This is a genomic window from Rhodomicrobium udaipurense JA643, assembly GCF_000636015.1.
Lineage (GTDB): Bacteria > Pseudomonadota > Alphaproteobacteria > Rhizobiales > Rhodomicrobiaceae > Rhodomicrobium > Rhodomicrobium udaipurense.
Genome location: NZ_JFZJ01000011.1, coordinates 17,408 through 40,575 on the forward strand (window position 1 = coordinate 17,408; position 23,168 = coordinate 40,575).

The following is a 23,168-nucleotide window of genomic DNA, read 5'->3' on the forward strand; positions in this document are numbered from 1 at the left end:
TGCGACATTAATCGGCGTCGTCTAGCTTTTTTACTCAAGCTGGAGCCTCGCACGTGCCGTATCCGCTCGACTGATCGAGGCGGGCTGTGCAACTGCGCGCCAGCGTTGGGCACAGTTGGGGAAGGACTTATGCACCGCAGGCCGCCGAACGCCGAAAAAGCAAGCCGCTCCGATCCATCGCACAACGACGCGGTCCCTCACCATGGCGCAAGCCATCCTCACGCGAGCCCGCCGCATGCAGGCAATACCGGCGCAGGTCATCCGGCCAAGCCGGGCCACGCGGGCGGTCATCCCGGCGGACACCCGATGTCCGCGCCTAAGACCATCGACGCATTCTTTGTTCCGGCTGGGCGCGATCCGCTGACGGAGGCGTTTTCGGGCCGCGAGTTTTCGCCGCCCTGGCGCGGCAGCGTCGCCATCAATCCCGCCGAAGCCGGAGATGCGGTCGCGCGAGCCTTCGCAACGCCACGCGCCGATCCCGCAGCCGTCTATATCAACGTGCCTTACTGTCAGAGCCGCTGCCTGTTCTGCGGGTTTTTCCAGAACGTCTGGCGCCCCGAGCTTTCGGATGCGTACGTGAACGACGTCGTCGCCGAAATGGAAGAAATGGCCGCGACGCCGTTGGTTTCGACCGCGCCCATCGAGTCCGTCTATCTCGGCGGCGGCACGCCGAGCGCGCTTCTTTCCGCTCCGCTGGCGCGTCTCATCGCCAATGTGCGCCGCCTGCTGCCTCTCGATCCCGAGTGTGAAATTACGGTAGAGGGCCGCGCTTACGGCTTCGGCCTCGAAAAGGCGGTGGCGGCGTTCGATGCGGGCGCGAACCGCGTCTCGCTCGGCGTCCAGACCTTTGACACGACGGTGCGGCGGCGTCTCGGACGCAAGCTCGACGGCGCGGCGACGCTCGCCTTCCTGAACGACCTCGCGGCGCTCGACCGCGCCAGCATCGTCTGCGACCTGATGTACGGCCTCCCCGGTCAGTCGCGCGAAATCTGGCGGCGCGACATCGAAACCGTCGCGGGCAGTCGCATCGACGGCGTCACGCTCTATGCGCTGAACATCTTTCGTGGCGGCCCGCTCGCGAAGTCCATCGCGGACGAAAAGCTGCCCCCGGCCGCGCTCGTGGGCGAACAGGCGCAGATGTATGCCGAGGCCGCGGAGTTCCTCGTGGCGGAGGGCTTCCGACAGGTGTCGCAGTCGCATTTCGCGCGCGGTAATCGCGAGCGGAACCGCTACAACAGCGGGATCAAGCGCGGCGTGCCATGCATTCCGTTCGGCCCCGGCGCGGGCGGACAGGCGCACGGCGTCCGCTGGAGCAATCTCGTCAGCATTGAGGAACGGAAGGCCGCGAAGGCGGAGGGGCAGGCCCCCATCGCGGGCGCATCGCGCATGCCGCCTGCCTATGCCGCGCAAGCAACCATCACGGCGGGGCTTGAAGCAGGCTCGCTCCCCATCGATGTTGTGGACGCCATCGCGCCCGGTTTCGCGCGCGCGGCCGCGCCGCTCCTCGACAATTGGACGGCGGCGGGACTGGGCCGGGTCGACGGTAGCGCCTTCCGAGCCACGCGCGCGGGCACGTTCTGGATCACCAACCTGACCGGCGGCCTTTACGCTGCGCTCGACGCCATTCCGCACACAGTCACAGCAACGGAGGAAATCGCATGACCGAAACGCAAACCGGCTTTGCCTCAAAAGAGGAAGCGCTGGCGGCACTCGCCGCGCGTCTCGAAACGAACCCGGATGGCGTCATCGAGGCGCTGGCGGAGGCGCACGGCGTAAGCGTGGTCGAAGCGATGCAACTCCTGCCGCGCGCGAACTGTGCTTTCGCGCCCGCCTCGGCCTTCGACGACATCATGAACGACCTCGCGGAATGGGGCGACGTTACCGTTGTGGTTCACACGAAGAGCCTCGTTCTCGAATGCCGGGGTCCGCTTCCGAAGGGCGAATATGGGCGCGGCTTCTTCAACCTGCATGGCAAGAGCCCTATCGGCGGACACATCAAGGCGTCGCGCTGCGCCTGTATCGCCTTCGTGCGCCGCCCGTTCATGGGCAAGGAAAGCTGCGGCGTGCAGTTCTTCGACATCGACGGTGAAGCCATGTTCAAGGTGTTCGTGGGGCGGCTGGCGGACTATTCGCTCAACCCGGAGCAGGTCGAGAAATTCGAGGCGTTGAAAGCGCGGGTGAGCCAGAACGGATGAGTGCTGCTTTCAAAGAGTAATTCGAGACGCCGCGATCGGAAGCGCCACGACGAGCGAGCTGCTGTTCGCTATCGTCGTTGCGCTTTTTTCGGCAAGCCGCCCCGACTTCACGATCCGGTCTTGCCTCGGGGGCGGCGCCTCAGGTCAGCGCCTTCTCGCTTTCCAGAACACGAATGTGATCGCCGAGGGGAAAGGTCAGGACGGCACGCGTTCCCGGCGACAGCTTTTCGTATCGCAACGCGCCTTCGAGCTTTTCGGCCATGCCCGCGATGATGCGCTGGCCAAGTCCACGCCGCTTCTTCTTTTCGGGCGGATCATCTTGGGTGCCTACGCCGTCGTCCTCGACCAAAAGATCGATCTCTGACTCGCGCAGGCGGATCAACACGCGCACCTGACCGCGTCCGTTCGGATAGGCGTGCTTCAGCGCGTTCAGAATCAGTTCGGTGGTGACGATCCCGATCGAGACGGCCGCGTCGGGCGATATCTGGATCGGCGCGCCGCTGAACGAAATGACGCTGTTCGAGCTTTCCCCGCCGGACACATCCTCCAGATCGCGAATGAGGCTGGCCAGATAGTCCGAGAGCGTCACCCAGCGCACGTCGAACGACGTATAAAGCGAGCGGTGGACGCGCGCGACTGCCAGCACGCGGCCGTTCGCCTCTTTCAGCGCCGCCTTCACGTCGGCGTTGCCGCTGACGTCTCCCTGAAAATGGAGGAGCGACGCGATAAGCTGAAGGCTGTTGCTGACCCTGTGATTGACCTCGCGGAGCAGCAGCGCGCGTTCCTCGGCCAGCGCTTTGAATTCGTCGCGAGCCGTGCGGACGGCGGCTTCGGCCCGTTCCCGTTCGCGCTTGAGGGCGGTCGTGAACATCGCGTTGGTGATCGCGTTTTCCAGCAGCAACAGGAAATCGCCGTGGAGGTCTTTCACGACATAATCCGCTGCGCCTGCCTTCAGCGCCGCGACGGCGACACGGCTATCCTGCATTCCGGTCAGATAGACGATGGGTGGCGCGTTCGAGCGCGATTGAAGCGCCGCGAGAAGCGACAGACCGTCCTGCTCGGGAAGGACGTGATCCAGCAGGACAACGTCGAATTCGGACGCCGCGTTTTCCTCAAGGCCAGCCGCCGCGGAGTTCGCCGAAACGACAGAAAAGCCGCTGCGTTCCAGACGATTCGAAACCAGCTGGCAGAAGCCTTCATCGTCGTCGATGATCAGGATTCGCGGATTTTTGTTAGGCATTCAACGGGTCCGGAACCTTGATGACGGAAAAGAACAGGCCAAGCTGCCGTATGGCAACGGCGAACTGCTCGTAATCGACGGGCTTGGTAATATAGACGTTGCAACCGAGATCGTAACAGCGCCGGATTTCGAGTTGGTCATCTGTTGTTGTCAGCACGATCACGGGCGCAACGCGAAGATGACCGTCATTTTTGAGATATTCGAGAATATCGATTCCAGACATGTCCGGCAGGTTCAGGTCGAGCAATACAAGGATCGGATTCATGTCGGCCGGTTCGCTCTCGATCCGTTTGAAATAGGCGAACGCGGACGCGCCGTCCGAGAAATGAATGATCTCGTTCGTTACGCCGGCTCGTCGGATGTTTCGTTCGATGAGGCGAGCGTGACCATGATCGTCTTCGATCATGACGATTGCAACAGGCTTGTTCACGCCGCGATCCCCCTGTTCTGCGCTGCGGTTCCCGGAAGGGTCACCTTGAAGGTGGCCCCGATTCCCAAGGCGGATTCGACGGCGATCGATCCGCCGAGACGCCGCACCAACGCGGACACGAATGCCAATCCCATTCCTTCGCCGGGTACATCTTGCGGACCAGCCCGCCGAAAAAGCTCGAAGATCCTTTGATGATCGCGGGGATCGATGCCCCGGCCATTATCGGAAACCGAATATACTACGTCAACACCCCGCAAGTAGCCTTCTATCTTTATTTCTCCGTGTCCGTCATTTTTAAGGAATTTGATGGCATTCTCGATGAGGTTGGAAAAAATCTGCTCCATCGACATCCGGTCGCTCAGGACCGGCGGCAAATCCCCGACCGTGATACGTCCATCCTTCTCGCGTATTTGATGGGCGACGTTCGATACGACGGTCTCGACGAGGGCCTTTGCTTCGATCAATTCAGAGTGAAGCGGACGGCTCCCTTGCCGGGAAATCTTCAGAATGGCGTTGATGAGCCGGTCCATTCTGGCGATCGAGCTTTTGATGAAGCCGAAAGCCTCGTCGAAATCCTTGCTGAGAACGTCAGCATCCGCCAGCGCGTTCGCCTTCTCCAGCCGTTCGAACAATTCCTTGCGAAGCGTTTCAAGCTCCGACGTGAACCCCATGATATTGACGAGCGGCGAGCGAAGATCGTGGCTCACGATATAGGCGAAGCGCTGAATTTCATCGTTTGCCCGCTGCAACGCCGCAGTGCGATGCCGGACGATATCTTCAAGGTCGTTATTCGTTTTTTCGAGCGCCTTGTGTGCTTTCGTCAGCGCCGCGTTAGACTTCATCAGGAACCAAATGCTGAGAAACGAAAAAGCCAGCACGGCGACGCCGCCGATCACATCGACTATGGTCTTGATCTCGCGAAGTTCCGCCGCGTTCGTCTCTATTTCCTCGCGCTTCTCGGTGGCCTCATCTTGCAAGGCGTTGATGTTCTCTTCGATCTGTTCGGAAAGCTTGACGCCGTAGTTCTCTTTGAGGCGCGCGATAGTGGCGTCGCGTCGTTCGTTCGTGGCATCGGCAACGGTTGCCGCCATTTCGTCGGCCTTGCGCATCATAAGATTCAGCAGAACCGCAAGGCGTTCCTTTTCTTCGAGTGCCGAGGGTGCGCTTTCGATCAAGCTTTTTGTTCGCGGAACAAGCTGCGAATGCAGCTCATTATAAGGCCGCAGATATTGCTCTGTTCCCGCGAGCAAATAACCGCGCTGGCTGCTTTCGACGGTTCGCATCATTCGAGCGACGCGGCCGAGCTTGCCGTAATAGCGGTTCATCTCGGCACCGGTGCGGGAACCGTCTTCGAGGCGATGGGATAGCCAGAACGAAAACGTTGTAAGAATGATGAGCACGCTGGCGGCCGCGCCAAGAAGCGCGGCCTCCCGGCGGCTCTCGCGGAACAATGTGAAGATGTCGCGGAAGCTGGCCATGACACCAACGCTCTCTTTCGCGGCCGAAGCCCGGCCGTCGACGTAAGATACACGATGTGGCTTCATGGAGGTCAATCGACCTGCGCGGGAATCGCTTTCTCCCCGTTCACGTATTCTTCAAGCCGCTGTCGAGCGCGGCTGAGACGGCTTTTAACCGTGCCAACAGGGCAATTGCAGACCGCCGCCGCTTCTTCATAGGAAAGCCCCTCCGCCGCGATGAGGATGATCGCCTCGCGCTGTTCGGGCACGAGGCCGCTCAGTCCTCTCAGCACGTCCTTGAACTCGATGTATTTTTCCTGCGTCGCGCGGGTTTCGAGGTTCGACGGGTCGACATCGTCCAGCGGCGAGGTCTGATGATATTTCTTGTAGCGGATGTCGTTGTAGAAGCTGTTGCGGAGGATCGTGAACAGCCAGGCGCGCAGGTTCGTGCCTTCCTGAAACTTGTCGAGGTTCGACAGCGCTTTGACGAGCGTATCCTGAACCAGATCGTCCGAATGCTGCGAGCTTTGCGTCAGCGATAGCGCGAAGGCGCGCAGGTTCGGGATCCACTTGACCAATTCCTGCCGCAGGCTTGCATCGGCGGGATTACCCATTCAATTGCGCTCCTGCTTTTCGATCTTGTTGATAAGGGCGAGCATGTCGTCGGGGATCGGCTCCGCGAGAAGCTTCTCGTAGAGCTTCACCACACCGGCCGCGAACCTCGCTTCATCGTATGTGGGATCGAGCGGCGGCTTTTGCTCGGAATCGCCGGCCCCGTCGGCGGCGCCTTTGTCCTCAGGCATCTCGGTCAGCTTTACGACCAACCCGGCCTCATCGTCCTTCAGAGGCGACTGCGGGAGAGGAGCGCTCGCTTCGCGCTCGCTCGTATCGTTTTCGTTCATCATGGTTCCTTGTTGTTGAGAGGAGTCACCGGCCACTCTGGACAGGGAGTAAATTTTCACAAATCATCAATGCACTGGAACACCCGCTACGGGCGTTTGTTGCAGTCACGTCAACTACGCCTGGACAATTATCTTTGGGGTACGCCATATGTCTGTTTCGCAATCCATTGCTCCGCATCTGCCTTCGCTCCGGCGGTTTGCGCGTGCGCTTTCCGGTTCGCAGGAGAGCGGAGATGCCTACGTTGTGGCCCTGCTGGAAGCGCTGGTCGACGACCCCTCATTGTTCCCGACCGGACTGGAGCCGAAGATCGCGCTCTACCGCGTTTTCCTGAAGATCTGGAATTCCGTAGGGACCAACGACTTCCGGATCAGCAGCGAAACGTCCGAGGCGATCCATGGGCTGCAAACGCTCACGCCAAAGCCTCGTCAGGCCTTCCTACTTCTGTCGGTGGAAGGTTTCGACGCGGAAGCGATCGCGAAAATTCTCGACATCGACACGGCTGAAGTCGCCGTGCTGATCGCGGCGGCGGATCATGAAATCGCGAGCCAGCTCGACCCGGCGGACATCCTCATCATCGAGGACGAACCGCTGACCGCCGCGCATCTCGAAGAGATCGTGACGGGCATCGGCCACAACGTGACGGGCACAGCACGCACGCACGCCGCCGCGCTCAAGCTCGCGCGCGAAACGCAGCCGGATCTCATCCTCTCCGACATTCAGCTCGCGGATGGGAGTTCGGGCGTGGAGGCCGTGAACGAAATTCTCGGCTCACTCGAACTGCCGGTGATCTTCATAACGGGGCACCCGGAACTTCTGCTCACCGGCGCGAAGCCGGAGCCGACCTTCCTCATCGCGAAACCGTTCAACGCCGAGACCGTCAAGGCCATCATCGGGCAAGCGCTGTTTTTCCAGGTGCGCTCGCGCGTGAAGGACGGCAACGGCGAGCTTCCCCGGAAATCTTCGGAATCGGCAGCCGACGCGTGCTGATAAACCGTTCCTTCAGTTGGAGCGTTTACAGAACAACGTGACTCCTCAGGTTCGTGCATCCCGCATAAATGCTCGCGGGAGTGCACGAGGGGAACCGGAGAACACCATGGAAGCCTTGCCAGCGCTGTTGATCCCCGGCCTCGGCTGCGACACGCGGCTCTATGGCAGCCAGCTTCCTGCGCTGTTCAGGCAGGGAGCGACCGTCACGGTTGCCAACCACACCCGTAGCGACTCCATCGCCGCCCTCGCCGACGATGTGCTCGCGGCCGCGCCGCCGCGCTTCGCACTCGCCGGGCTTTCGATGGGCGGCTATATCGCTTTCGAGATTATGCGACGCGCGCCGGACCGCGTGGCGAAGCTCGCGCTACTCGACACAACGGCGCGCCCCGACACGCCGGAGCAGACAGCGCGGCGCAAGACCCAGATCGAGATGGTGCACACCGGCAAGTTCGGCGATCTGCCGGGCCTGCTGTTCCCGGTTTTCGTGCATGCAAGCCGCCGCAACGACCACGCTCTGCGCGCCGTCGTGGAAAGCATGATGTTTGAAAGTGGCGCGGATGTCTTTGTCCGCCAGCAGACCGCCATCATGGGGCGGCGCGACTCACGGCCTTATCTCGCCGCGATCCGCTGCCCGACGCTCATCGCTGTCGGCTATGGCGACGAGCTGACGCCGCCCGCGCTCGCGAAGGAAATGGCCGATGCGATCCCCGGCGCGAAACTGGAGGTCGTGCCGGATTGCGGGCATCTGTCCACGCTGGAACAGCCGGACTTCATGGCGCGCACGCTGGCGGCGTGGCACAGCGTATGAGGCGGGCGATCCGCGTCGGCGCTGCGTGGCGCCCTAAAGCACGTCGGCCTTGGCGCGCTCGCGTTGCAGCTTGTGGTATTTGCGGATAAGCAGGGTCCGCTTCAGCCGCGACAGGTGATCGATGAACAGCCGCCCTTCGAGGTGGTCGATCTCGTGTTGCACGAGCGTTGCCTCAAGATCGGAAAAGTCCCGCTCCTGCTGCTTGCCCTCGACATCGACATAGCGAACGCGCACGAGCGCCGGCCGCTCCACCTCCGCGTACATCTGCGGAATGGACAGGCACCCTTCCTCATGCACGCGCGGCGTGTCGCCATGTGCGAGAATTTCAGGGTTGATGAGAACGACCGGGCTCTTGCCCTTCTCGTCGCCCTTCTGCGCATCCATCACGATGAGGCGGCGAAGAACGCCGATCTGCACCGCCGCGAGCCCGATGCCCGGCGCGGCGTACATGGTTTCAAGCATGTCGTTAGCGAGCGCGCGCACCTCGTCGTCGACTGTCTCGACGGTTTTCGATGTTTCGCGCAGGATCGCGTCGGGGATCGTGATGATGGATCGTATTGCCATGCTCAGCAGATAAGCGAGGCGCGCGGCGCGGTCAACGGCTTCGTTTGCGGCGGAAATCAGGATTTGTTCATCCGCTCAAGTCTTCGCAGGCTACGCCCCGATTTTTTGAAGGCAACGGGCGCGCTTCAAACGGCCAGGGCGAGCAACGCGTCGAGGTCGAGGTTCTTTTCGACATGGTCCGCCAGCGCTTCGAGTGCCGCTTCGGTGCGCGCGTCGAAGTCCAGCCCGGAGGCCGCCGCGCCGACGCTTTGAAGCCAGTGCGCGCGAAACTCGTTCGAGCCGAACAGGCCGTGAACGTATGCGCCCGCGATGAGGCCGCTCGCCGAGAGCGCACCCTCGGGCTGTGCGCCGCCGTGATCGTCTTCCAGCACGAGCCAAGGCTGATCGAGCCCCGCGCCGGTCGTGCGGCCCATGTGCATCTCGTAGCCCGTGACGCGGCAGCCCGACGCGCGGTCGGTCGTATCGATGTCAATCAGCCGCTTCTCGCCGCCGATTTCCGTTTCGATGTCGAGCAGGCCGAGGCCCGCTGTCTCGCCCGCCGGTCCCTCGATGCCCTGGGGATCGCGCACCACGCGGCCGAGCATCTGAAAGCCCGCGCAAAGCCCAATCACGCGACCGCCGCGCCGCGCATGCGCGAGGATGTCGATGTCCCAGCCCTCACGGCGCAGCACGTCGAGGTCGGTGCGCGTCGCCTTCGAGCCGGGGAGGATGACGACGTCGGTATCGGCGGGGATCGGGTTGCCCGGTTGAATCCACCGCAGCGAAACGCCGGGTTCTGCCGCCAGCGGATCGAGATCGTCGAAATTAGCCACGCGTGACAGGCGCGGCACCGCGACGTTGACGCCGCGTCCCTCGCCCTCGGCGGGACGTTCCAGCGCCAGCGAATCCTCCGCCGGAAGCCGCTCCGCGCTGTCGAACCAGCGCAGCACGCCGAGAAACGGCCAGCCGGTCGCCTCCGTGATCGTCACCACACCCGGCTCGAACAGCGAGAAATCGCCGCGAAACTTGTTGACGATGTAGCCCTTCACCCGCGCGCGGTCCGCCTCGGAAAGAAGCATGTGGCTGCCGACAATGGCCGCCATCGTGCCGCCCCGGTCGATGTCCGAGAGGATCACCACCGGCAGGCCGCCCGCTTCCGCGAGGTGCATGTTGGTAATGTCGGAGTTGCGAAGGTAAACCTCCGCACCGCTGCCCGCGCCCTCCACGATCACAAGATCGGCTTCGGCGCGCAGCCGGTCGAGGCTGTCGATCACGGCGGGCATCATCCGCTGGCGCATGTGGTGATAGATGCGCGCGGGGCAGTTGCCGAGCACGCGCCCGCGTAGCACCACCTGCGAGCCGATATCCGTCTGCGGCTTCAAGAGCACCGGGTTCATGTGGATCGAGGGCGCGGCCTTCGACGCGCGTGCCTGCATCGCCTGCGCGCGGCCGATCTCGCCATAGACGATCTCGCCATCGGGGCCGGGCGGCAGGTCGCTGTCCGCCGCCACGGCCGCGTTGTTCGACATATTCTGCGCCTTGAACGGGCGCACCACGAGACCCCGCCGCGCATACGCCCGGCACAGCCCCGCGACGACCATGCTCTTGCCGACATCCGACGCCGTGCCCTGGATCATAAGCGAACGCGCGCGGCGCGGCAGCCCCTCGGGCGCGGGCTGATAGGCGATGCGGGCGATGAGTTCGGCGGCCTGTGCGGGGATCGTGTCGGCGGTCATTAGTCTGTTTCGTTTTCTACCGGCGGCGCTTTCAGCCGGAATTCGCGCGTCTGATCGTGCCCGTCCCAGATCTCCGGCTTCTTCAGCCATTTCTGGATGAAGTTCCAGCTTCCGCGATGGCCGTTATGCGGCAAGGTGCAATCGGAGCAATCCTTTCGCCGCATGCCGTTCGCGTCGGTGTAAACCTTGTACGGGCCGGGGCATTCGTAGGCGATTAGCGGGCAATAGCAAAAGAGGCAATTGAATTTGCCGCGAACGCCCTTGTGGCAAGGCAGGAACGGGCACGCCTCGTTCGTGAAGCCCTTGAAGCCTTCGTTTGTGGTGGTGTCTTTCGGTTCCATGCCGTGGCCTTTGCGAGTGTCATCGGAGGCGAAGGACGGCGATGGCAGGCGGGCGACCGGCGACGAACGCAGGCAGTCTAGCGCATGGCATGGCACCGTTTCGGCCCTCCGCCGATACGAAAATGCGTGTGCGCGCTTTTGATAACGCGCGGCTCCGGCCGGTCTCCTGGCTCGCGGATATCGCCTCGACCGCCTTCCCGAACCGCACCGGCCCAGTGACTCTTGATCGAAGCATCCGCCTACAGTTGCGGGGGCAGCCGCGGCATTGGCAAATCGCCGACCGCGTTCCCGTTTCACCCGATTTCACGCGGGCACCGAAGCTAACCTTAAAATAGGTCGAAGGAGCGCGCGGGCAAGCCCGACGAACGGCGCGGCTGCAATGCTCCACAGGCTTGCGCGGTGGCGCGGCGTGAGAGACAAAAACGCATGACCTATATCGGCCGCTTCGCACCCTCGCCCACGGGGCCCTTGCATTTCGGCTCGCTCGTCGCGGCGGTGGCGAGCTACTGCGATGCGCGCGCGGCTGGCGGGCGCTGGCTCGTGCGCATGGAAGATATCGACCCGCCGCGCGAGATGCCGGGAGCGGCCCGCCGCATCCTCGATCAACTCGCCGCTTATGGTTTCGAGTGGGACGGCGATGTGCTGTTCCAGTCGACGCGGCTCGATGCTTATGCCGAGGCGCTCGACGCGCTGCGGGCGAGCGGGCACGTGTTCTGGTGCAACTGCTCGCGGGCAGATCTCGCCCGCCGCTCTGGCGCGGTCTATCCCGGCACATGCCGCGCGTTCACGGCACCGCGCGACGATGCCGCCGTGCGCATCCGCGTGCCACCCGGCACCGTGGAGTTCGCGGATCGGGTGTTCGGCCCGCAGCGCGAGGACGTTGCCGAAACCGTAGGCGATTTCGTCGTGCGGCGCCGCGACGGGCTTTTCGCGTATCAGCTCGCCGTGGTGGTCGACGACGACTTTCAGGGTGTAACGGATGTCGTGCGCGGCGCGGACCTCCTCGACAACACGGCGCGACAGATCGTGCTGCAACGGCTGCTCGGCCTGCCGACGCCGCGCTATATGCATCTGCCGCTCGCGCTCAATGCCGATGGCAGCAAGCTCTCCAAGCAAACGCACGCGCAGGAGTTGCCCACGCCCGCCGATAGCGGCCTCTTGTGGCAGGCGCTCGCCTTTCTCGGGCAGGACGTGCCGCCGGGCACGCCGCCAGTGCCATGCGCGGATGTCCTCGGCCATGGCGTCCGGCACTGGACCGGCGCCGCAGTGCCGCGCTCATGCCCTATGCGGCTCGCCTAGCCCGCGCGACGCGAAGCCCATCGCATTGCCGTCGCTTTCCCTTTATGATAGGCCGCATCAAGCGCCGGTGCCCGCGAAAGCGGGTGAAACGGGAACGCGGTGAGGGATCGATCCCAATTCCGCGGCTGCCCCCGCAACTGTAAGCGGCGAGCCGACATCGAAGCCACTGAATGCATGCGTGTGTTCGGGAAGGCGATGGCGGCGACGACCCGCGAGCCAGGAGACCGGCCGGCGCTGTAACTTGTTATGTCGACGCGTTTCTTCATGCGAACCGGTTTCCACTTCGCTTGAAAACGCCATCGGCAGCGAACGTGCGACGGCGGGTCGGCGGAGGATGTCATTTTACAGGTTCCCCATACGGATTCGGCCGTAACCGCGACCGCGCTCGCGCCTCGCCGCAAGTGGCCGGTGGCGACGCTGGCGCTGATCGCGGTTACGGCGGTGCTCGCCGTGTTGTCGCTTGGAGCGGGGCCGGTCGCGCTTTCGCCCGACACGGTTACGGCCGCGCTCTTCGGTGCAGGCACTGAGCCGCAACGCATCATCGTGCAGGAAATCCGCCTGCCGCGCGCGGTGCTGGCGCTGGCCATCGGTGCGATCCTCGGGCTTTCCGGCGCGGCGCTGCAAGGGCTGTTGCGCAATCCGCTCGCCTCGCCCGCGCTGTTCGGTGCACCGCAGGCGGCGGCTTTCGGCGCGGTCGTCGTGATCGCGACGGGGCTGGCCGACGCGCTTTCATTTGCGCTGCCCGTGGCGGCGATCGCGGCGGCATTCGCGTCCGTCTTCGTTCTGCTCGCCGTGGCGGGGCGCAACGCGAACCTTCTGATCCTCATCCTCGCGGGCCTCGCGCTGTCGGCGCTGGCGGGCGCGGGAACCGCGCTGGCGGTGAACCTCGCGCCGAACCCCTATGCCGCGCTCGAAATCACCTTCTGGCTGCTCGGTTCGCTCGAAGACCGGAGCTTCCAGCATGTTGCGCTGGCGCTGCCTTTCATACTCGCGGGCGCGGCAATCCTGCTCGCCAATCGCAACGCGCTTCGCACGCTGAGCCTCGGCGAAGAGGCGGCGCAAAGCCTCGGCGTGGATGTGGGGCGGCTGAGGCTCGCGGTGATTGCGGGCGTGGCGCTTGGCGTTGGCGGCGCGGTGGCGGTGTCCGGCACTATCGGCTTCATCGGCCTCGTTGCGCCGCATCTCGCGCGCCCTCTCATCGGCCACGACCCCGCGCGGCTGCTGCTGCCAAGCGCGGCCATCGGCGCGGCGCTGCTTCTGGCGGCCGACATCGCCGTGCGCCTCATTCCGGCGACGACGGATATAAAAGTCGGCGTGCTGACGGCGATCATCGGCGTCCCGTTCTTCCTTTATCTCATCGTGCGCGACCGCCGCGCGCTGACCGGTGGCCTCTCATGAGCGCGGCTTATCTCTCCGCGCGCGGCCTCGGCGTTCGGCTTGGCGCGCGCGATCTCATCGCGAACGTGTCGTTCGATCTGCCGTGCGGCTGCCTCGCCGCCGTGATCGGCCCGAACGGTGCGGGCAAGACGACGCTGCTCCGCGCGCTCGCAGGGCTGGTGCCTTCGCGCGGCGAAATCCGTGTCGGCGGTAGCGATGCGGCGGCTCTGGCGATCCGCGAGCGCGCGCTCCGCTTCGCCTATCTGCCCCAAGGCCACGCGGTGCATTGGCCGCTGCCCGTGCGCGACGTGGTGGCGCTTGGCCGCTATCCGCACGGCGCGACCGATCCCGCGAATCTCCCGCGCCGCGACGCCGAAGCCGTCGCTCGTGCCATCGCCGCCGCCGATCTCGGCTCGCTCGCCGACCGCCCCGTTACCGAGCTTTCCGGCGGCGAGAAGGCGCGCGTGGCGCTTGCCCGTGTGCTTGCGGTGGAAGCGTCGGTCGTGCTGGCGGACGAACCCATCGCCTCGCTCGACCCGCGCTATCAGCTCGACGTGATGGCGCTGCTTCGCGACACGGCGCTCGGCGGCGCGCTGGTGCTGGTGGTAACGCACGATCTCGGCCTTGCCGCGCGGTTTGCAGATCGCGTGCTGGTGCTGAAGGACGGGCGGCTGATCGAGTCCGGGCCGCCTTCCGCTGCGCTGTCGCCCGAGGTGCTGGCGCATGCGTTTCACATCGGCGCATTCCGGGCGGAGCATGACGGCTCGCCGGTGCTGGTGCCGTGGGTCGCGCCGTGATCCGCCTCGTCGCCGCCTGCGCGATGCTGGTCGTATCGCTCGCGGTCGCCCGCGCAGCCGACGCCCCGCGCCGCATCGTTTCCATCAATCTTTGCACCGACCAGCTTGTTCTCACGCTCGCCGACGCCGATCAGATCGCCGGTCTCAGCCCTTATTCGCGCGATGCCTCGCAAAGCTGGCTCGCGAAGGAAGCGCGCGCCTTCCCGAAAATGTCGGGCGGGGCCGAGGATGCGCTTGTTGCCGAGCCGGACCTTGTACTCGCGGGTCGCTATACGCGGCTTGCCACGCGGCAGCTCCTGAAGGCGAAGGGCGTGCCCGTTGCGGAGTTCGACGTCGCTCGCTCCATCGACGACGCAAAGGAGCAGATCCGGCGCATGGCCGCGCTCGTCGGCCATCCCGAACGCGCGGAGCCTCACATAGCGCGGATCGACGCGGCGCTGGCCCGCGCCCACGCAGCCGCATCGCGAACGCATCCGCGCGTGCTCGCCGTGTCCCGGCGCGGCTGGGTGTTCGGCGGGGAGTCGTTGACAACATCGCTGCTGGGTGCGGCCGGTCTCGCGAACGCCGCCGGAGATATGGGTCTGGCCCATGGCGGTTTCGCGTCGCTGGAAGCCATCGTGATGGCGCGCCCGGATTTCATCCTCGTGACAAATGTTCGTGATCGCCCGCAGGATCAGGGCGAGGCGCTGCTGGTGCATCCCGCGCTGCAAAAGCTGTATCCGCTCGCGCGCCGTATGGTCATACCGGAGCGGCTCACGACATGCGGCGGACCGATGCTCGCCGAAGCGCTGGATAGCCTCGCAGCGCAGGTTTCGGCAGTCGAGACGAGTAAAGCCACGCCTGCGTTTTCACGGTGAGATTCAACGCATATCGGGTCAGAACGCCGCGCAAAGGGCCGCGAAAGGCCGCTTGCATTCGTCTCAAGCGGGTGCAATAAGTCGAGTTTGATGGTGCTTCGATGGTCTTGATCATCGAAGTTAATGGGTAATCAGGCTGACATTCCATCCTTTACAAAGAAGGATGGATACTTGGCATTGCTCGCGCAGGAAAGTTTTCCGCGGCGAAGCGGCAAGTTTGCCAAGCTATTACCGGCCATTGGAACAGACCAAATCCGCTGGAGGGTGGTTCAGACGCTATGATGACCTTCAACTCTACCGGCCGGTTTCTGATTTGTCGCGGAATCGCCGACGCCTTCTGAGGAGCGTTGCTGATGTCGCTGTGGCATTTTCGGACAACGGCTCATATCGGATTATGGCGTAGCTCACGCTTCCGGCTTTGTCCACCCCGCGACATCATCACACTCATCAACAGGCGTTGACGGGACAGCGGCCCCCAAGGAGGCGATGCATGCGGATAGTACTTATCCATCCTAATTATCATTCGGGCGGCGCCGAAATCGCGGGCCGATGGTCCCCTGCATGGGTGGCCTATCTCGCCGGTTATCTGAAGGCGGGCGGCTATTCCGACATCCGCTTCATCGACGCGATGACGGACAACCTCACCGAGGACGAGCTCCGCGCGATCCTTGTCGAGGAAAAGCCCGACATCATCGGCTCGACGGCCATCACGCCGTCCATCTACAAAGCCGAGCGCGTGCTCCAGATCGCCAAGGAAGTTCACCCCAACGTGGTGACGGTGCTCGGCGGCATCCACGGCACGTTCATGTATTCGCAGATCCTGCACGAAGCCCCGTGGATCGACGCCATCATCCGCGGCGAAGGCGAAGCAGTGATGCTGAACCTCGTGAAGGCGATCGACAAGGGCGAATGGCCCGACAGTCGCGGCCAGGTCCACGGCATCGCCTATCAGGAAGGCTCGAAGGTCATCGCTACCCCGGCCGAGCCGCCGATCCGCGACGTCGATACCATCGTCGCCGACTGGTCCATCCTCGACTGGACGAAATATCACTACATCCCGATGAACACGCGCGTCGCCACGCCGAACATGGCGCGCGGCTGTCCGTTCACTTGCTCCTTCTGCTCGCAGTGGAAGTTCTGGCGCGACTATCGCGTGAGAAAGCCGAAGCTCGTCGTCGATGAAATCGAGACGTTGGTGCGCGATCACAATGTCGGCTTCTTCATCCTCGCCGACGAAGAACCGACTATCAACCGCAAGGCGTTCGTGGCGTTCTGCGAAGAGCTGATCGAGCGCAAGCTGCCGGTTCTATGGGGCATCAACACCCGCGTAACCGACATCCTTCGTGACGAAGACCTGCTGCCGATGTACCGCAAGGCGGGCCTCGTGCACATCTCGCTCGGCACGGAAGCGGCGGCGCAGCTCAACCTCGACCTGTTCAACAAGGAAACGACGGTTGCGCAGAACAAGAAGGCTATCGACCTTCTCCGCGCGAACGGCATCGTGACCGAGGCGCAGTTCATCGTCGGCCTCGAAAACGAGACGCTCGAAACGCTCGAAGAAACCTACAAGATGGTTCGCGAGTGGAACCCGGACATGGCCAACTGGTCGATGTTCACGCCGTGGCCGTTCTCGGACCTCTACCGCGAACTTGGCGACACGGTCGAAGTGTTCGACTTCGAGAAGTATAACTTCGTGACGCCGATCATGAAGCCGAAGGCTATCGACCGCGGCGAACTGCTCGACGGCGTGATGAAGAACTACCGCCGCTTTTATATGAACAAGGCGCTGTGGGGCTATCCGTGGGTGCGTGGCGACAAGGTGCGCCGCAAGTATCTGCTCGGCTGCCTGCAGGCGTTTCTGCTCTCGGCTTATCAGCGTCAGTTCTACGATCTCGGCAAGCGTGGCTACTGGGGTCCGCAGACGAAGAAGAAGCTCAAGTTCGACTTTGACTCGTCGCGGACGCTGGAAAAGACACCCGAGCTTGAGATTTCGTCGAACGCGTGGAAAGCCGCGCCGAAGCGCAAGGCCGAGGCCTCTCCGATGGCTGCGGCTGCCGCGAAGGTGCGTGGTGAGGACGCCAACGATCCGCAGAAAGTCATGGCTTGCGGCGGCGGCGACCAACAACTCGACGAAGCGACGATGGCTGCTGCCATCGGCGGCAGTGTTGCGAAGCCGACGATGGACGCAGGCTGCGGTTGCTCGGGAGAGTCGAAGCACGAGCATACAGAAAGCGGCGAGTGCAAGGGCCATGGGCCGGAAGGCAGCTGCGGTTGCGAAACGGCCGAAGCGAAGTCCGACACGCCCGCCAAGGTTTAGCGAAAAGAGAAGCGCCGCCGGATATGGCGGCGCTCCGATCTCCTGAGGCCGGGTTCGCCCGGCCTTTTTTATGCCTGCGTTCCATCGGTTCGTTATCGCGACAAACCGAACTGGATTTCGATCCGATGATAGGCCGCTCCTGGCCCGTTCCAATCATGATAGATTTCCCGGCTCTCCCCGGAAAAAACGTGCCGTGATCGTTCGATCTCGGCGACGAGCGGTGCATAGCCTTGCGTGAAAAGCGTCCGCAAAGAGCCTTGATGAACGGCTGATGCAACGATGATCGGTTCGAGATGGACGAGTTCGATCGCGCCCCGATACTCGTTCGGCCTCTCGATCGGTCGGCAGATGGCCCAGTCGAATGGGGTCTTGCCGGTCTTGGGCAGGTTCTGGGCGATGAAAAGCCACGGACCCGATGGCGTCAAATCCGCAGACGCAATCGCGTTTTCTATGATCCGCCCGTACTCCTGCCCGGCTTGTTTCACCTCCGGAATGCAGAGGCGCTTGGTGAGCCGCAGCGCCCACATGTCAGGAGTTTCCTTGATTTGCATAGTCTCCGCCTCCCATTTCACGAATGCGAGTACCGCGCCGCGAGTTTGAAGACAAACCCGGACAGGGAACCGCATTCGATTTTTCGTCTTTATGGGAGGCGATTAAGAAAGATTTTTTCTGAGCTAATGCCTGTCGGCGGCGGTAATGGGCGCGATCAGCCCGTAAGTTTGAGTTGCCGAAAGACGCCGCTTTTCGCACAATAAGCCAACGGCAGCGCGCAACGGCGCGCGCCTCACCGATTTTCATGCAAGTCGAACCCATCGGGAAGCATCGTGTCTTCTGATTTCTGGTCGCGCAGCTTAGCAAGGATCGCGCGCCTCATCGCGCCGAGAACGATCCGCGTTCGCCGCAAGCCGGGCGTGCCGTCGCCCTCGCCGTCCGCGCGCGTGCCGCGCCCGCGCCTCGGATCGCCGTCGCGCTTTCCAACCATGGGCCGCATGGATTCGGACTGGGAGGGCGAATACGACAACGCGACGGGTTGCCGGAATACCGTCTACACAGCGCCGCAGACCGTGGTCGCACCGCAATGGGCGAACGTGACGCTCGGCGTGCTCGGCACGCAGCGGCTCGACCGCGCCATCGCCCGGAACGCCGCGACGGCTGGCGCGAAGGTCGCGATCCTCGGTGCGCCGCTTCAACCGAAACTGCGCACCGTCGCGGCGTACCCCGATCCGGCTTCGGTCGTGAAGGGCGCGCGCTATGCGATCCTGCCGGTTTTCGCGCCAGCCCAATCCGCGCAGGCAAGCGCAAGCTTCGCGCCGGAACGTGCCTACGGCTCCGCGCTGGGCGGCATGAGCGCAGGCGCACATCTGATCGCGCCGCGCGCCGACGCCGCGCTCACGCGACATGCCGCTGCGCTGGGTCTCACCGTCCACAGCTATGAAGACGGGCTTCGGCCGATCCTCGACGCCGCCTCCGAGGCCATGGACGAGCTTTTTCAGCGCGTCGAAAAGGCCGGGACGCAGCTTCAAGGCTCCACGGTCTGCGTCATCGCGGGCGAGCGCATCCCGGATTTGCTGATCGTGCGGCTGTCGGTGTCGGGCGCGCGCGTGCATCTCGCAACAAACGAGCGCGGGCTGGACGACGCCTTTCCCGGCGTTACGGTGCTCCCGCTTTCGGACTTGCCGGTGAAGTCGCCGAAGTTCGACGCGATCTTCTCCACCATCAACGGCCCGGTGGTCGACGCGCGCGAACTCGGCAGCTTGCCGGATCACGCGCTCGTGGTCGATCTTGCTGACCCACCGGGCAGCGTCGATTTCCAACTCGCCAAACAACTCGGCCGCAAGGCGATCTGGGCGCGCGGCATCATGCGCCGTGTGCCGCCGCTTGGTCAGGCCTATTGGTCCGTGATCGGCGGGCTTATCGCGTCGCTCGAACAGAACGAAAGCTGAGCCCGCAGGCGATGCGCAAAATTCTCGTCATCGGCATCGGGGCCGGAAACCCGAATTACCTCACCGTGCAGGCCATCGAGGCGCTGAACCGCGCCGACGTGTTCTTCATCCCGGACAAGGGCACGGAAAAGGCCGCGCTGCGCCTGTTCCGCGAGGAGGTCTGCGCGCGCTTTATCCGCGAGCCGCGCTTTCGCGAGGTGGTCGTGCCGATCCCGCGCCGCGCGGAAACGCCCGACTATCGCGCGAATGTGGACGAATGGCACGCCGCCATCGAGGCCAGTTACGAGCGGCTGTTCGCGGAGGCGCTCGGGCCGGACGAAACGGGCGCGTTTCTCGTGTGGGGCGATCCGGCGGTGTATGACAGCACGCTTCGCCTGCTCGACCGGCTTCTCGCGAAGGGCGTCGCGTTCGAGCACGAGGTTATCCCCGGCATCGGCGCGATCCAGGCGCTCGCCGCGCAACACAAGATCCCGCTGAACCGTATAGCCGAGCCGGTGCTCATCACCACGGGGCGGCGGCTCGATGAGGACTTTCCGCGCCATCCGGGCAGCGTCGTCGTCATGCTCGACGGCACGGTGAGCTTCACGCGCGTGCCCGAGCCGGAGACGGTCGAGATCTATTGGGGCGCGTATCTCGGGACGAAGGACGCAATTCTCGTGGCGGGGCGGCTTTCCGAGGTGTGTGGCGAGATCGAACGGCTTCGCGCCGAGGCCCGCGAGAAGCACGGATGGATCATGGACACCTATCTCATGCGGCGTGTCGGTGGAGCGTCGGAGTAAGCGGAGTAGGGCCAGCTGCCGCCGCGGCGCATCGTGGCGACGGCTCTGAGGCGGGCCGAAACGCGCGTCCGCGCCGCTTTTGGGCTTACGAACCCCCGCTCAATCCAGAGGCGAGCCGATTCGCCGCACCACATTGCCCGCCCGCGCGCCTCGTTTTTTTTCTACGACAGGAGCAGCAATCCTTTTTCGCTCGAGGTGGGCTGCCATGTTCGATTACAGGAAGTTCTTGCTGCGCCGCATCAAGCCGCGCGTCGTGGACACCGTTGCTCTGCCGTTCCCGATGAACGACTGGTCGCGGTTTGAGCGCTTCCTCATTCTCGGCTCGGAGAACGGGCGGTATGTGGCGCGGGAGCGGGCGCTCAACGCCGAGCATATTCCCGCCGTGCTTCGTTCGCTCGAAGTCGGCGGCGCGCATGCCGTTTCGGTGATCGAGGAGAAAAGCCTCGCTTCGCGCGCCCCTTCAAACGCGCCCGCCGTCTTCGCGCTGGCGCTCGCCGCCGTTCATGGCAATGCGGCCGTGAGGCGCGCCGCGGTCGCCGCCCTGCCGAGGGTGTGCCGGACGACGGATCATCTGTTCCAGTTTGCCGAGGCGGCGCAGGGCTTGCGCGGGTTCGACCCGACGACGAAGCGCGCGGTTGCTCTATGGTATGCCGAGCAGAAAACCGACGACCTCGCGCGGCAGATCGTGACCAGCCGCCAGCGCGCCGGTTGGACGCATCGCGATCTTATCCGGCTTTCGCAGCCGCTCGCGGCGGACCCGGCGCGCAAAGCGCTTTACGATTGGGTCGCGACCGAAAAGACAAGCTCCGCGCTGCCGTCCGTGGTGAAAGGCTATGTCGCCTTGCAGCATGCGAAAACGGCGGAGGAGGCGGCGACGCTGATCGCCGCGCATGATCTCCCAATCGAGACGGTGCCGAAGCACTGGCGGCGCGATGAGAAGGTGCTGCGCGCGGTCGTGGAACGCATGCCCGTGAAGACCTTGCTGCGCGAGCTTGGCCGCCTCACCGCGACAGGCGTGCTGAAATCCTCCGGCGAGGGGCTGAACCTCGTCCTGCCGTCGCTGAGGGACATTACGCGCGTCTGGCACTCGCATCTGCACCCGTTCGCCTTCCTGCTCGCGCTCGACGACTACCGGAAGGGGAGCGACAACGCGGAGAAGCTCACCTGGGAGCCGCTGCCGCAGGTCGTGGACGCGCTCGAAGCGGCCTTCCACGCGGCTTTTGCCAATGCCGACACGACAGGCAAGCGGCTTCTGATCGCAGTCGACGGCTCCTATTCGATGGGCGCCAGTCATGTCGTCGGCACGGGCCTGAGCGCGCGCGATGCTGTCGCCGCGATGGCGCTCGTCTCGGCGTCGATCGAGCGCGAGTGCCACCTCGCCGCCTTCACCGTGCCGAGCGGTTCGGACGAACAGCGGCTTTTGCCGGTGAATATCAATGCCACGATGCGGTTGCCCGAAGCGCTGCGGGAAATCGCGAACTACTCATCCGACTCTGTGGATTGCGCGCTGCCGATGCTCTGCGCGCTCGAAAACGATCTCAAGGTCGATGCCTTCGTCGTCTACACCGACAGCGAGGTGCGCGCGAAATCGGTGCATCCCGCGCTCGCGCTGCGCGAGTATCGCGCACGCTCAGGGATTGCTGCGAAACTCGTGATCGCGGGCGTGGCTTCGGGCGGGTTCTCCATCGCCGACACGAACGATGGCGGTATGCTCGATGTCATCGGCTTCAACGAGAAGACGCCGCGCCTGATCTCGGATTTCATCCGGGGCTGACAGGCGAGGGGCGGCGCGCTCTCGCGCCCGCCCTCTTGGCCGCGCTCCCGTCGCCCGGCTCCTACGCCCGCAGATCGGAATAGTTCGCGAACTTCTTCAGGTGCGGATCGTACTTGGTCGGCTCCAGATACGGCAACACGACCTTCATCGCCGCGTTGATGACCGGCGAGCGATGCCGCGCGTAAAGGTCGAGCGGGTCTAGTTGCATGCGCAGATGATGCTTCGGGTCATAGTTCAGCCCGTTGCTGACATAGCGCTGGTAGCCGTTCGCCATCGCCCAGCTCATGATGTCGCGAATGGTGTAATGGTAGAGGTGCAGATCGAGCGCCACCTCGTAATCGAGGCCGATATACTGGTCGTAGATCGCGTCCTTGTGCACCATGCAGAGGTTGAATGCGACGATCCGGTCGCCCTGCCGCCAGACAAAGAAGCGCGTGCGGTCGGGCATGCGCTGGCCGAGCGCGCAGAGATAGTCCTTCGTCAGCTTCTCGAAATGCAGCTTCGAGCGGTTGTAAACGTTGAGATACAGCGGATAGATCTCGTCGACGATGGGTGTGATGTCTTCGACCACGGACATGGTCAGCCCGGCGGACTGAGCGGCCTTGAACTTGCGGCGCAGATCCTTGCGGGTGGCGCGGCTGAGCGACGCGGCCATGTAGGCGTCGAAATCCTTGTGCGCGGTGCTCAAGCTCGCCATCGGCAAGCTCGGCAGGCAGATGAAGCCATCGTCTTTCAGATGACCGAGCACCTCGCGATAGGCGGACGGAAACTCCTTGAAGACAATGAGCCCCGCGCGCTCCTTCTTCGCCTCGTCGAGAGTGGCCTGCGCCAGAAGCGAGCACGTTTTCGGATCGGCGAAAGCGTCGCGGTTGTCCAGATGGCCTTCGCCGGCAATGCAGCCGACCATCAGCGTGCGGAGTGTGAGGAACTTTGGAAAGCGGTGACGGACTGTGTCCACGGCGGCCTTGATCGTGCCGCTCGCCCCCGCGAGAATGTCCTGATCGAGGACGAAAAAGGGCTGGATCGCCTTTTGCCGCCCGGCCTGGTCGCGCAGCACGAAATAGCGGTAGCTGTGCTCGGGATGCAGGGTTTCCTGCACGATCCGGTAATAGCGTCCGTCCTTGTACTGGCCGCTGAAGGCCGTGTCCCAGCCGCCGGACGCGTCTATTTCCGCGTAGGTCGCCACGCTGACGCTGTCGGGGCCGCGTGACGTGCGGGCCTCCGGTGCATAGTCGCGCGGAGGAACGCGGTACAGGACGTCGCTTTCAGGGGCATCGCGCCTCAATGCGGGGCGGACCCTGTTCAATTCGCCTGCGTCAAAAACCGCGGCTTCCTCGTTCACGAGATCGCTCATGCCCGGTTTCCCTCTCTGATTCCCCGTTCTG

The 23,168-nt window shown here is 63.9% G+C and carries 22 protein-coding genes and 2 riboswitches; of the genes, 12 read left to right on the forward strand and 10 right to left on the reverse strand.

Annotation, left to right across the window (positions count from 1 at the left end; translation table 11 throughout):
• Positions 1-129: 129 nt before the first annotated feature.
• Positions 130-1,662, forward strand: coding sequence for a heme anaerobic degradation radical SAM methyltransferase ChuW/HutW (hutW, locus tag T281_RS03275; RefSeq protein WP_338053293.1), 1,533 nt, complete (start codon positions 130-132; stop codon positions 1,660-1,662).
• Positions 1,659-2,195: a heme utilization cystosolic carrier protein HutX gene (gene hutX / locus T281_RS03280; RefSeq protein ID WP_037234105.1), complete on the forward strand. Its 537-nt coding sequence runs from the start codon at positions 1,659-1,661 to the stop codon at positions 2,193-2,195. Before hutW ends, hutX begins: the two co-directional genes overlap by 4 nt.
• Before the next feature lie 139 nt (positions 2,196-2,334).
• Here hutX and T281_RS03285 read toward each other — a convergent pair whose 3' ends face one another.
• From T281_RS03285 to T281_RS03305, 5 genes are all read right to left on the reverse strand, one after another.
• Positions 2,335-3,435 (reverse strand): response regulator, encoded by a 1,101-nt coding sequence (locus tag T281_RS03285; RefSeq protein WP_037234108.1) that lies wholly within the window; start codon positions 3,433-3,435, stop codon positions 2,335-2,337.
• The gene (locus T281_RS03290; RefSeq protein WP_037234111.1) at positions 3,428-3,865 is read right to left on the reverse strand and encodes a response regulator; all 438 of its coding nucleotides are present in this window, start codon (positions 3,863-3,865) and stop codon (positions 3,428-3,430) included. Before T281_RS03290 ends, T281_RS03285 begins: the two co-directional genes overlap by 8 nt.
• Positions 3,862-5,343, reverse strand: coding sequence for a sensor histidine kinase (locus T281_RS03295; protein WP_052036972.1), 1,482 nt, complete (start codon positions 5,341-5,343; stop codon positions 3,862-3,864). Before T281_RS03295 ends, T281_RS03290 begins: the two co-directional genes overlap by 4 nt.
• A gap of 71 nt (positions 5,344-5,414) precedes the next feature.
• Positions 5,415-5,936, reverse strand: coding sequence for a sigma-70 family RNA polymerase sigma factor (locus T281_RS03300; RefSeq protein ID WP_037234114.1), 522 nt, complete (start codon positions 5,934-5,936; stop codon positions 5,415-5,417).
• Positions 5,937-6,227: a hypothetical protein gene (locus T281_RS03305; protein WP_037234116.1), complete on the reverse strand. Its 291-nt coding sequence runs from the start codon at positions 6,225-6,227 to the stop codon at positions 5,937-5,939. It lies immediately after the preceding gene.
• A gap of 145 nt (positions 6,228-6,372) precedes the next feature.
• Here T281_RS03305 and T281_RS03310 point away from each other — a divergent pair, with 145 nt between their 5' ends.
• Both T281_RS03310 and T281_RS03315 read left to right on the forward strand, forming a co-directional pair.
• Positions 6,373-7,212: a response regulator gene (locus T281_RS03310; RefSeq protein ID WP_037234120.1), complete on the forward strand. Its 840-nt coding sequence runs from the start codon at positions 6,373-6,375 to the stop codon at positions 7,210-7,212.
• Positions 7,213-7,318: 106 nt separating this feature from the next.
• A complete protein-coding gene (locus tag T281_RS03315) occupies positions 7,319-8,020 on the forward strand; it encodes an alpha/beta fold hydrolase (RefSeq protein WP_037234123.1) in 702 nt (233 codons plus the stop codon).
• Between the two features lie 33 nt (positions 8,021-8,053).
• Here the strand turns inward: T281_RS03315 and def are convergent, their stop codons facing one another.
• The 3 genes from def to T281_RS03330 all read right to left on the reverse strand — a co-directional run bounded on the left by def (position 8,054) and on the right by T281_RS03330 (position 10,640).
• A complete protein-coding gene (gene def, locus T281_RS03320; protein ID WP_037234131.1) occupies positions 8,054-8,584 on the reverse strand; it encodes a peptide deformylase in 531 nt (176 codons plus the stop codon).
• 125 nt (positions 8,585-8,709) lie between these two features.
• Positions 8,710-10,299 (reverse strand): cobyric acid synthase, encoded by a 1,590-nt coding sequence (locus T281_RS03325; RefSeq protein WP_199502384.1) that lies wholly within the window; start codon positions 10,297-10,299, stop codon positions 8,710-8,712.
• Positions 10,299-10,640 (reverse strand): cysteine-rich small domain-containing protein, encoded by a 342-nt coding sequence (locus tag T281_RS03330; protein ID WP_037234133.1) that lies wholly within the window; start codon positions 10,638-10,640, stop codon positions 10,299-10,301. The genes T281_RS03325 and T281_RS03330 overlap by 1 nt, the downstream gene beginning before the upstream one ends.
• A 139-nt stretch (positions 10,641-10,779) precedes the next feature.
• Positions 10,780-10,974, reverse strand: a riboswitch (cobalamin riboswitch).
• A gap of 92 nt (positions 10,975-11,066) precedes the next feature.
• On the opposite strand from T281_RS03330, the gene gluQRS reads away from it, so the two are divergent.
• From gluQRS to bchE, 5 genes are all read left to right on the forward strand, one after another.
• Positions 11,067-11,939, forward strand: a complete 873-nt coding sequence (gene gluQRS / locus T281_RS03335; RefSeq protein WP_037234136.1) for a tRNA glutamyl-Q(34) synthetase GluQRS — start codon at positions 11,067-11,069, stop codon at positions 11,937-11,939.
• 48 nt (positions 11,940-11,987) lie between these two features.
• Positions 11,988-12,186, forward strand: a riboswitch (cobalamin riboswitch).
• A gap of 161 nt (positions 12,187-12,347) precedes the next feature.
• On the forward strand, positions 12,348-13,337 hold the full coding sequence (locus T281_RS03345) for a FecCD family ABC transporter permease (protein ID WP_052036973.1): 990 nt from the start codon (positions 12,348-12,350) through the stop codon (positions 13,335-13,337).
• On the forward strand, positions 13,334-14,113 hold the full coding sequence (locus T281_RS03350; protein WP_037234145.1) for an ABC transporter ATP-binding protein: 780 nt from the start codon (positions 13,334-13,336) through the stop codon (positions 14,111-14,113). Before T281_RS03345 ends, T281_RS03350 begins: the two co-directional genes overlap by 4 nt.
• Positions 14,098-14,970, forward strand: a complete 873-nt coding sequence (locus T281_RS03355) for an ABC transporter substrate-binding protein (RefSeq protein ID WP_338053294.1) — start codon at positions 14,098-14,100, stop codon at positions 14,968-14,970. The genes T281_RS03350 and T281_RS03355 overlap by 16 nt, the downstream gene beginning before the upstream one ends.
• Before the next feature lie 490 nt (positions 14,971-15,460).
• The gene (bchE, locus tag T281_RS03360; protein ID WP_037234147.1) at positions 15,461-17,287 is read left to right on the forward strand and encodes a magnesium-protoporphyrin IX monomethyl ester anaerobic oxidative cyclase; all 1,827 of its coding nucleotides are present in this window, start codon (positions 15,461-15,463) and stop codon (positions 17,285-17,287) included.
• Between the two features lie 92 nt (positions 17,288-17,379).
• Here bchE and T281_RS03365 read toward each other — a convergent pair whose 3' ends face one another.
• Positions 17,380-17,838 carry a GyrI-like domain-containing protein gene (locus tag T281_RS03365; protein WP_037234151.1) on the reverse strand — a complete coding sequence of 153 codons (459 nt, stop codon included), beginning with the start codon at positions 17,836-17,838 and terminating at the stop codon, positions 17,380-17,382.
• A 273-nt stretch (positions 17,839-18,111) separates the two neighbouring features.
• Here T281_RS03365 and T281_RS03375 point away from each other — a divergent pair, with 273 nt between their 5' ends.
• The 3 genes from T281_RS03375 to T281_RS03385 all read left to right on the forward strand — a co-directional run bounded on the left by T281_RS03375 (position 18,112) and on the right by T281_RS03385 (position 21,783).
• Positions 18,112-19,230, forward strand: a complete 1,119-nt coding sequence (locus tag T281_RS03375; RefSeq protein WP_155955055.1) for a hypothetical protein — start codon at positions 18,112-18,114, stop codon at positions 19,228-19,230.
• Between the two features lie 11 nt (positions 19,231-19,241).
• Positions 19,242-20,009: a precorrin-6A synthase (deacetylating) gene (gene cobF, locus T281_RS03380; protein WP_037234159.1), complete on the forward strand. Its 768-nt coding sequence runs from the start codon at positions 19,242-19,244 to the stop codon at positions 20,007-20,009.
• A 205-nt stretch (positions 20,010-20,214) separates the two neighbouring features.
• Positions 20,215-21,783, forward strand: coding sequence for a TROVE domain-containing protein (locus T281_RS03385; protein ID WP_037234162.1), 1,569 nt, complete (start codon positions 20,215-20,217; stop codon positions 21,781-21,783).
• 61 nt (positions 21,784-21,844) lie between these two features.
• Here T281_RS03385 and T281_RS03390 read toward each other — a convergent pair whose 3' ends face one another.
• Positions 21,845-23,137 (reverse strand): GNAT family N-acetyltransferase, encoded by a 1,293-nt coding sequence (locus T281_RS03390; protein ID WP_037234165.1) that lies wholly within the window; start codon positions 23,135-23,137, stop codon positions 21,845-21,847.
• Positions 23,138-23,168: the final 31 nt, after the last annotated feature.

Excerpts from the sequence above, each read along its gene's own strand:
- hutW (WP_338053293.1), top strand. The coding sequence starts at position 130 with ATGCACCGCAGGCCGCCGAACGCCGAAAAAGCAAGCCGCTCCGATCCA.
- hutX (WP_037234105.1), top strand. The coding sequence starts at position 1,659 with ATGACCGAAACGCAAACCGGCTTTGCCTCAAAAGAGGAAGCGCTGGCG.
- T281_RS03285 (WP_037234108.1), bottom strand. The coding sequence starts at position 3,435 with ATGCCTAACAAAAATCCGCGAATCCTGATCATCGACGACGATGAAGGC.
- T281_RS03295 (WP_052036972.1), bottom strand. The coding sequence starts at position 5,343 with ATGGCCAGCTTCCGCGACATCTTCACATTGTTCCGCGAGAGCCGCCGG.
- T281_RS03300 (WP_037234114.1), bottom strand. The coding sequence starts at position 5,936 with ATGGGTAATCCCGCCGATGCAAGCCTGCGGCAGGAATTGGTCAAGTGG.
- T281_RS03305 (WP_037234116.1), bottom strand. The coding sequence starts at position 6,227 with ATGATGAACGAAAACGATACGAGCGAGCGCGAAGCGAGCGCTCCTCTC.
- T281_RS03310 (WP_037234120.1), top strand. The coding sequence starts at position 6,373 with ATGTCTGTTTCGCAATCCATTGCTCCGCATCTGCCTTCGCTCCGGCGG.
- T281_RS03315 (WP_037234123.1), top strand. The coding sequence starts at position 7,319 with ATGGAAGCCTTGCCAGCGCTGTTGATCCCCGGCCTCGGCTGCGACACG.
- def (WP_037234131.1), bottom strand. The coding sequence starts at position 8,584 with ATGGCAATACGATCCATCATCACGATCCCCGACGCGATCCTGCGCGAA.
- T281_RS03325 (WP_199502384.1), bottom strand. The coding sequence starts at position 10,299 with ATGACCGCCGACACGATCCCCGCACAGGCCGCCGAACTCATCGCCCGC.
- T281_RS03330 (WP_037234133.1), bottom strand. The coding sequence starts at position 10,640 with ATGGAACCGAAAGACACCACCACAAACGAAGGCTTCAAGGGCTTCACG.
- gluQRS (WP_037234136.1), top strand. The coding sequence starts at position 11,067 with ATGACCTATATCGGCCGCTTCGCACCCTCGCCCACGGGGCCCTTGCAT.
- T281_RS03350 (WP_037234145.1), top strand. The coding sequence starts at position 13,334 with ATGAGCGCGGCTTATCTCTCCGCGCGCGGCCTCGGCGTTCGGCTTGGC.
- bchE (WP_037234147.1), top strand. The coding sequence starts at position 15,461 with ATGCGGATAGTACTTATCCATCCTAATTATCATTCGGGCGGCGCCGAA.
- T281_RS03365 (WP_037234151.1), bottom strand. The coding sequence starts at position 17,838 with ATGCAAATCAAGGAAACTCCTGACATGTGGGCGCTGCGGCTCACCAAG.
- cobF (WP_037234159.1), top strand. The coding sequence starts at position 19,242 with ATGCGCAAAATTCTCGTCATCGGCATCGGGGCCGGAAACCCGAATTAC.
- T281_RS03385 (WP_037234162.1), top strand. The coding sequence starts at position 20,215 with ATGTTCGATTACAGGAAGTTCTTGCTGCGCCGCATCAAGCCGCGCGTC.
- T281_RS03390 (WP_037234165.1), bottom strand. The coding sequence starts at position 23,137 with ATGAGCGATCTCGTGAACGAGGAAGCCGCGGTTTTTGACGCAGGCGAA.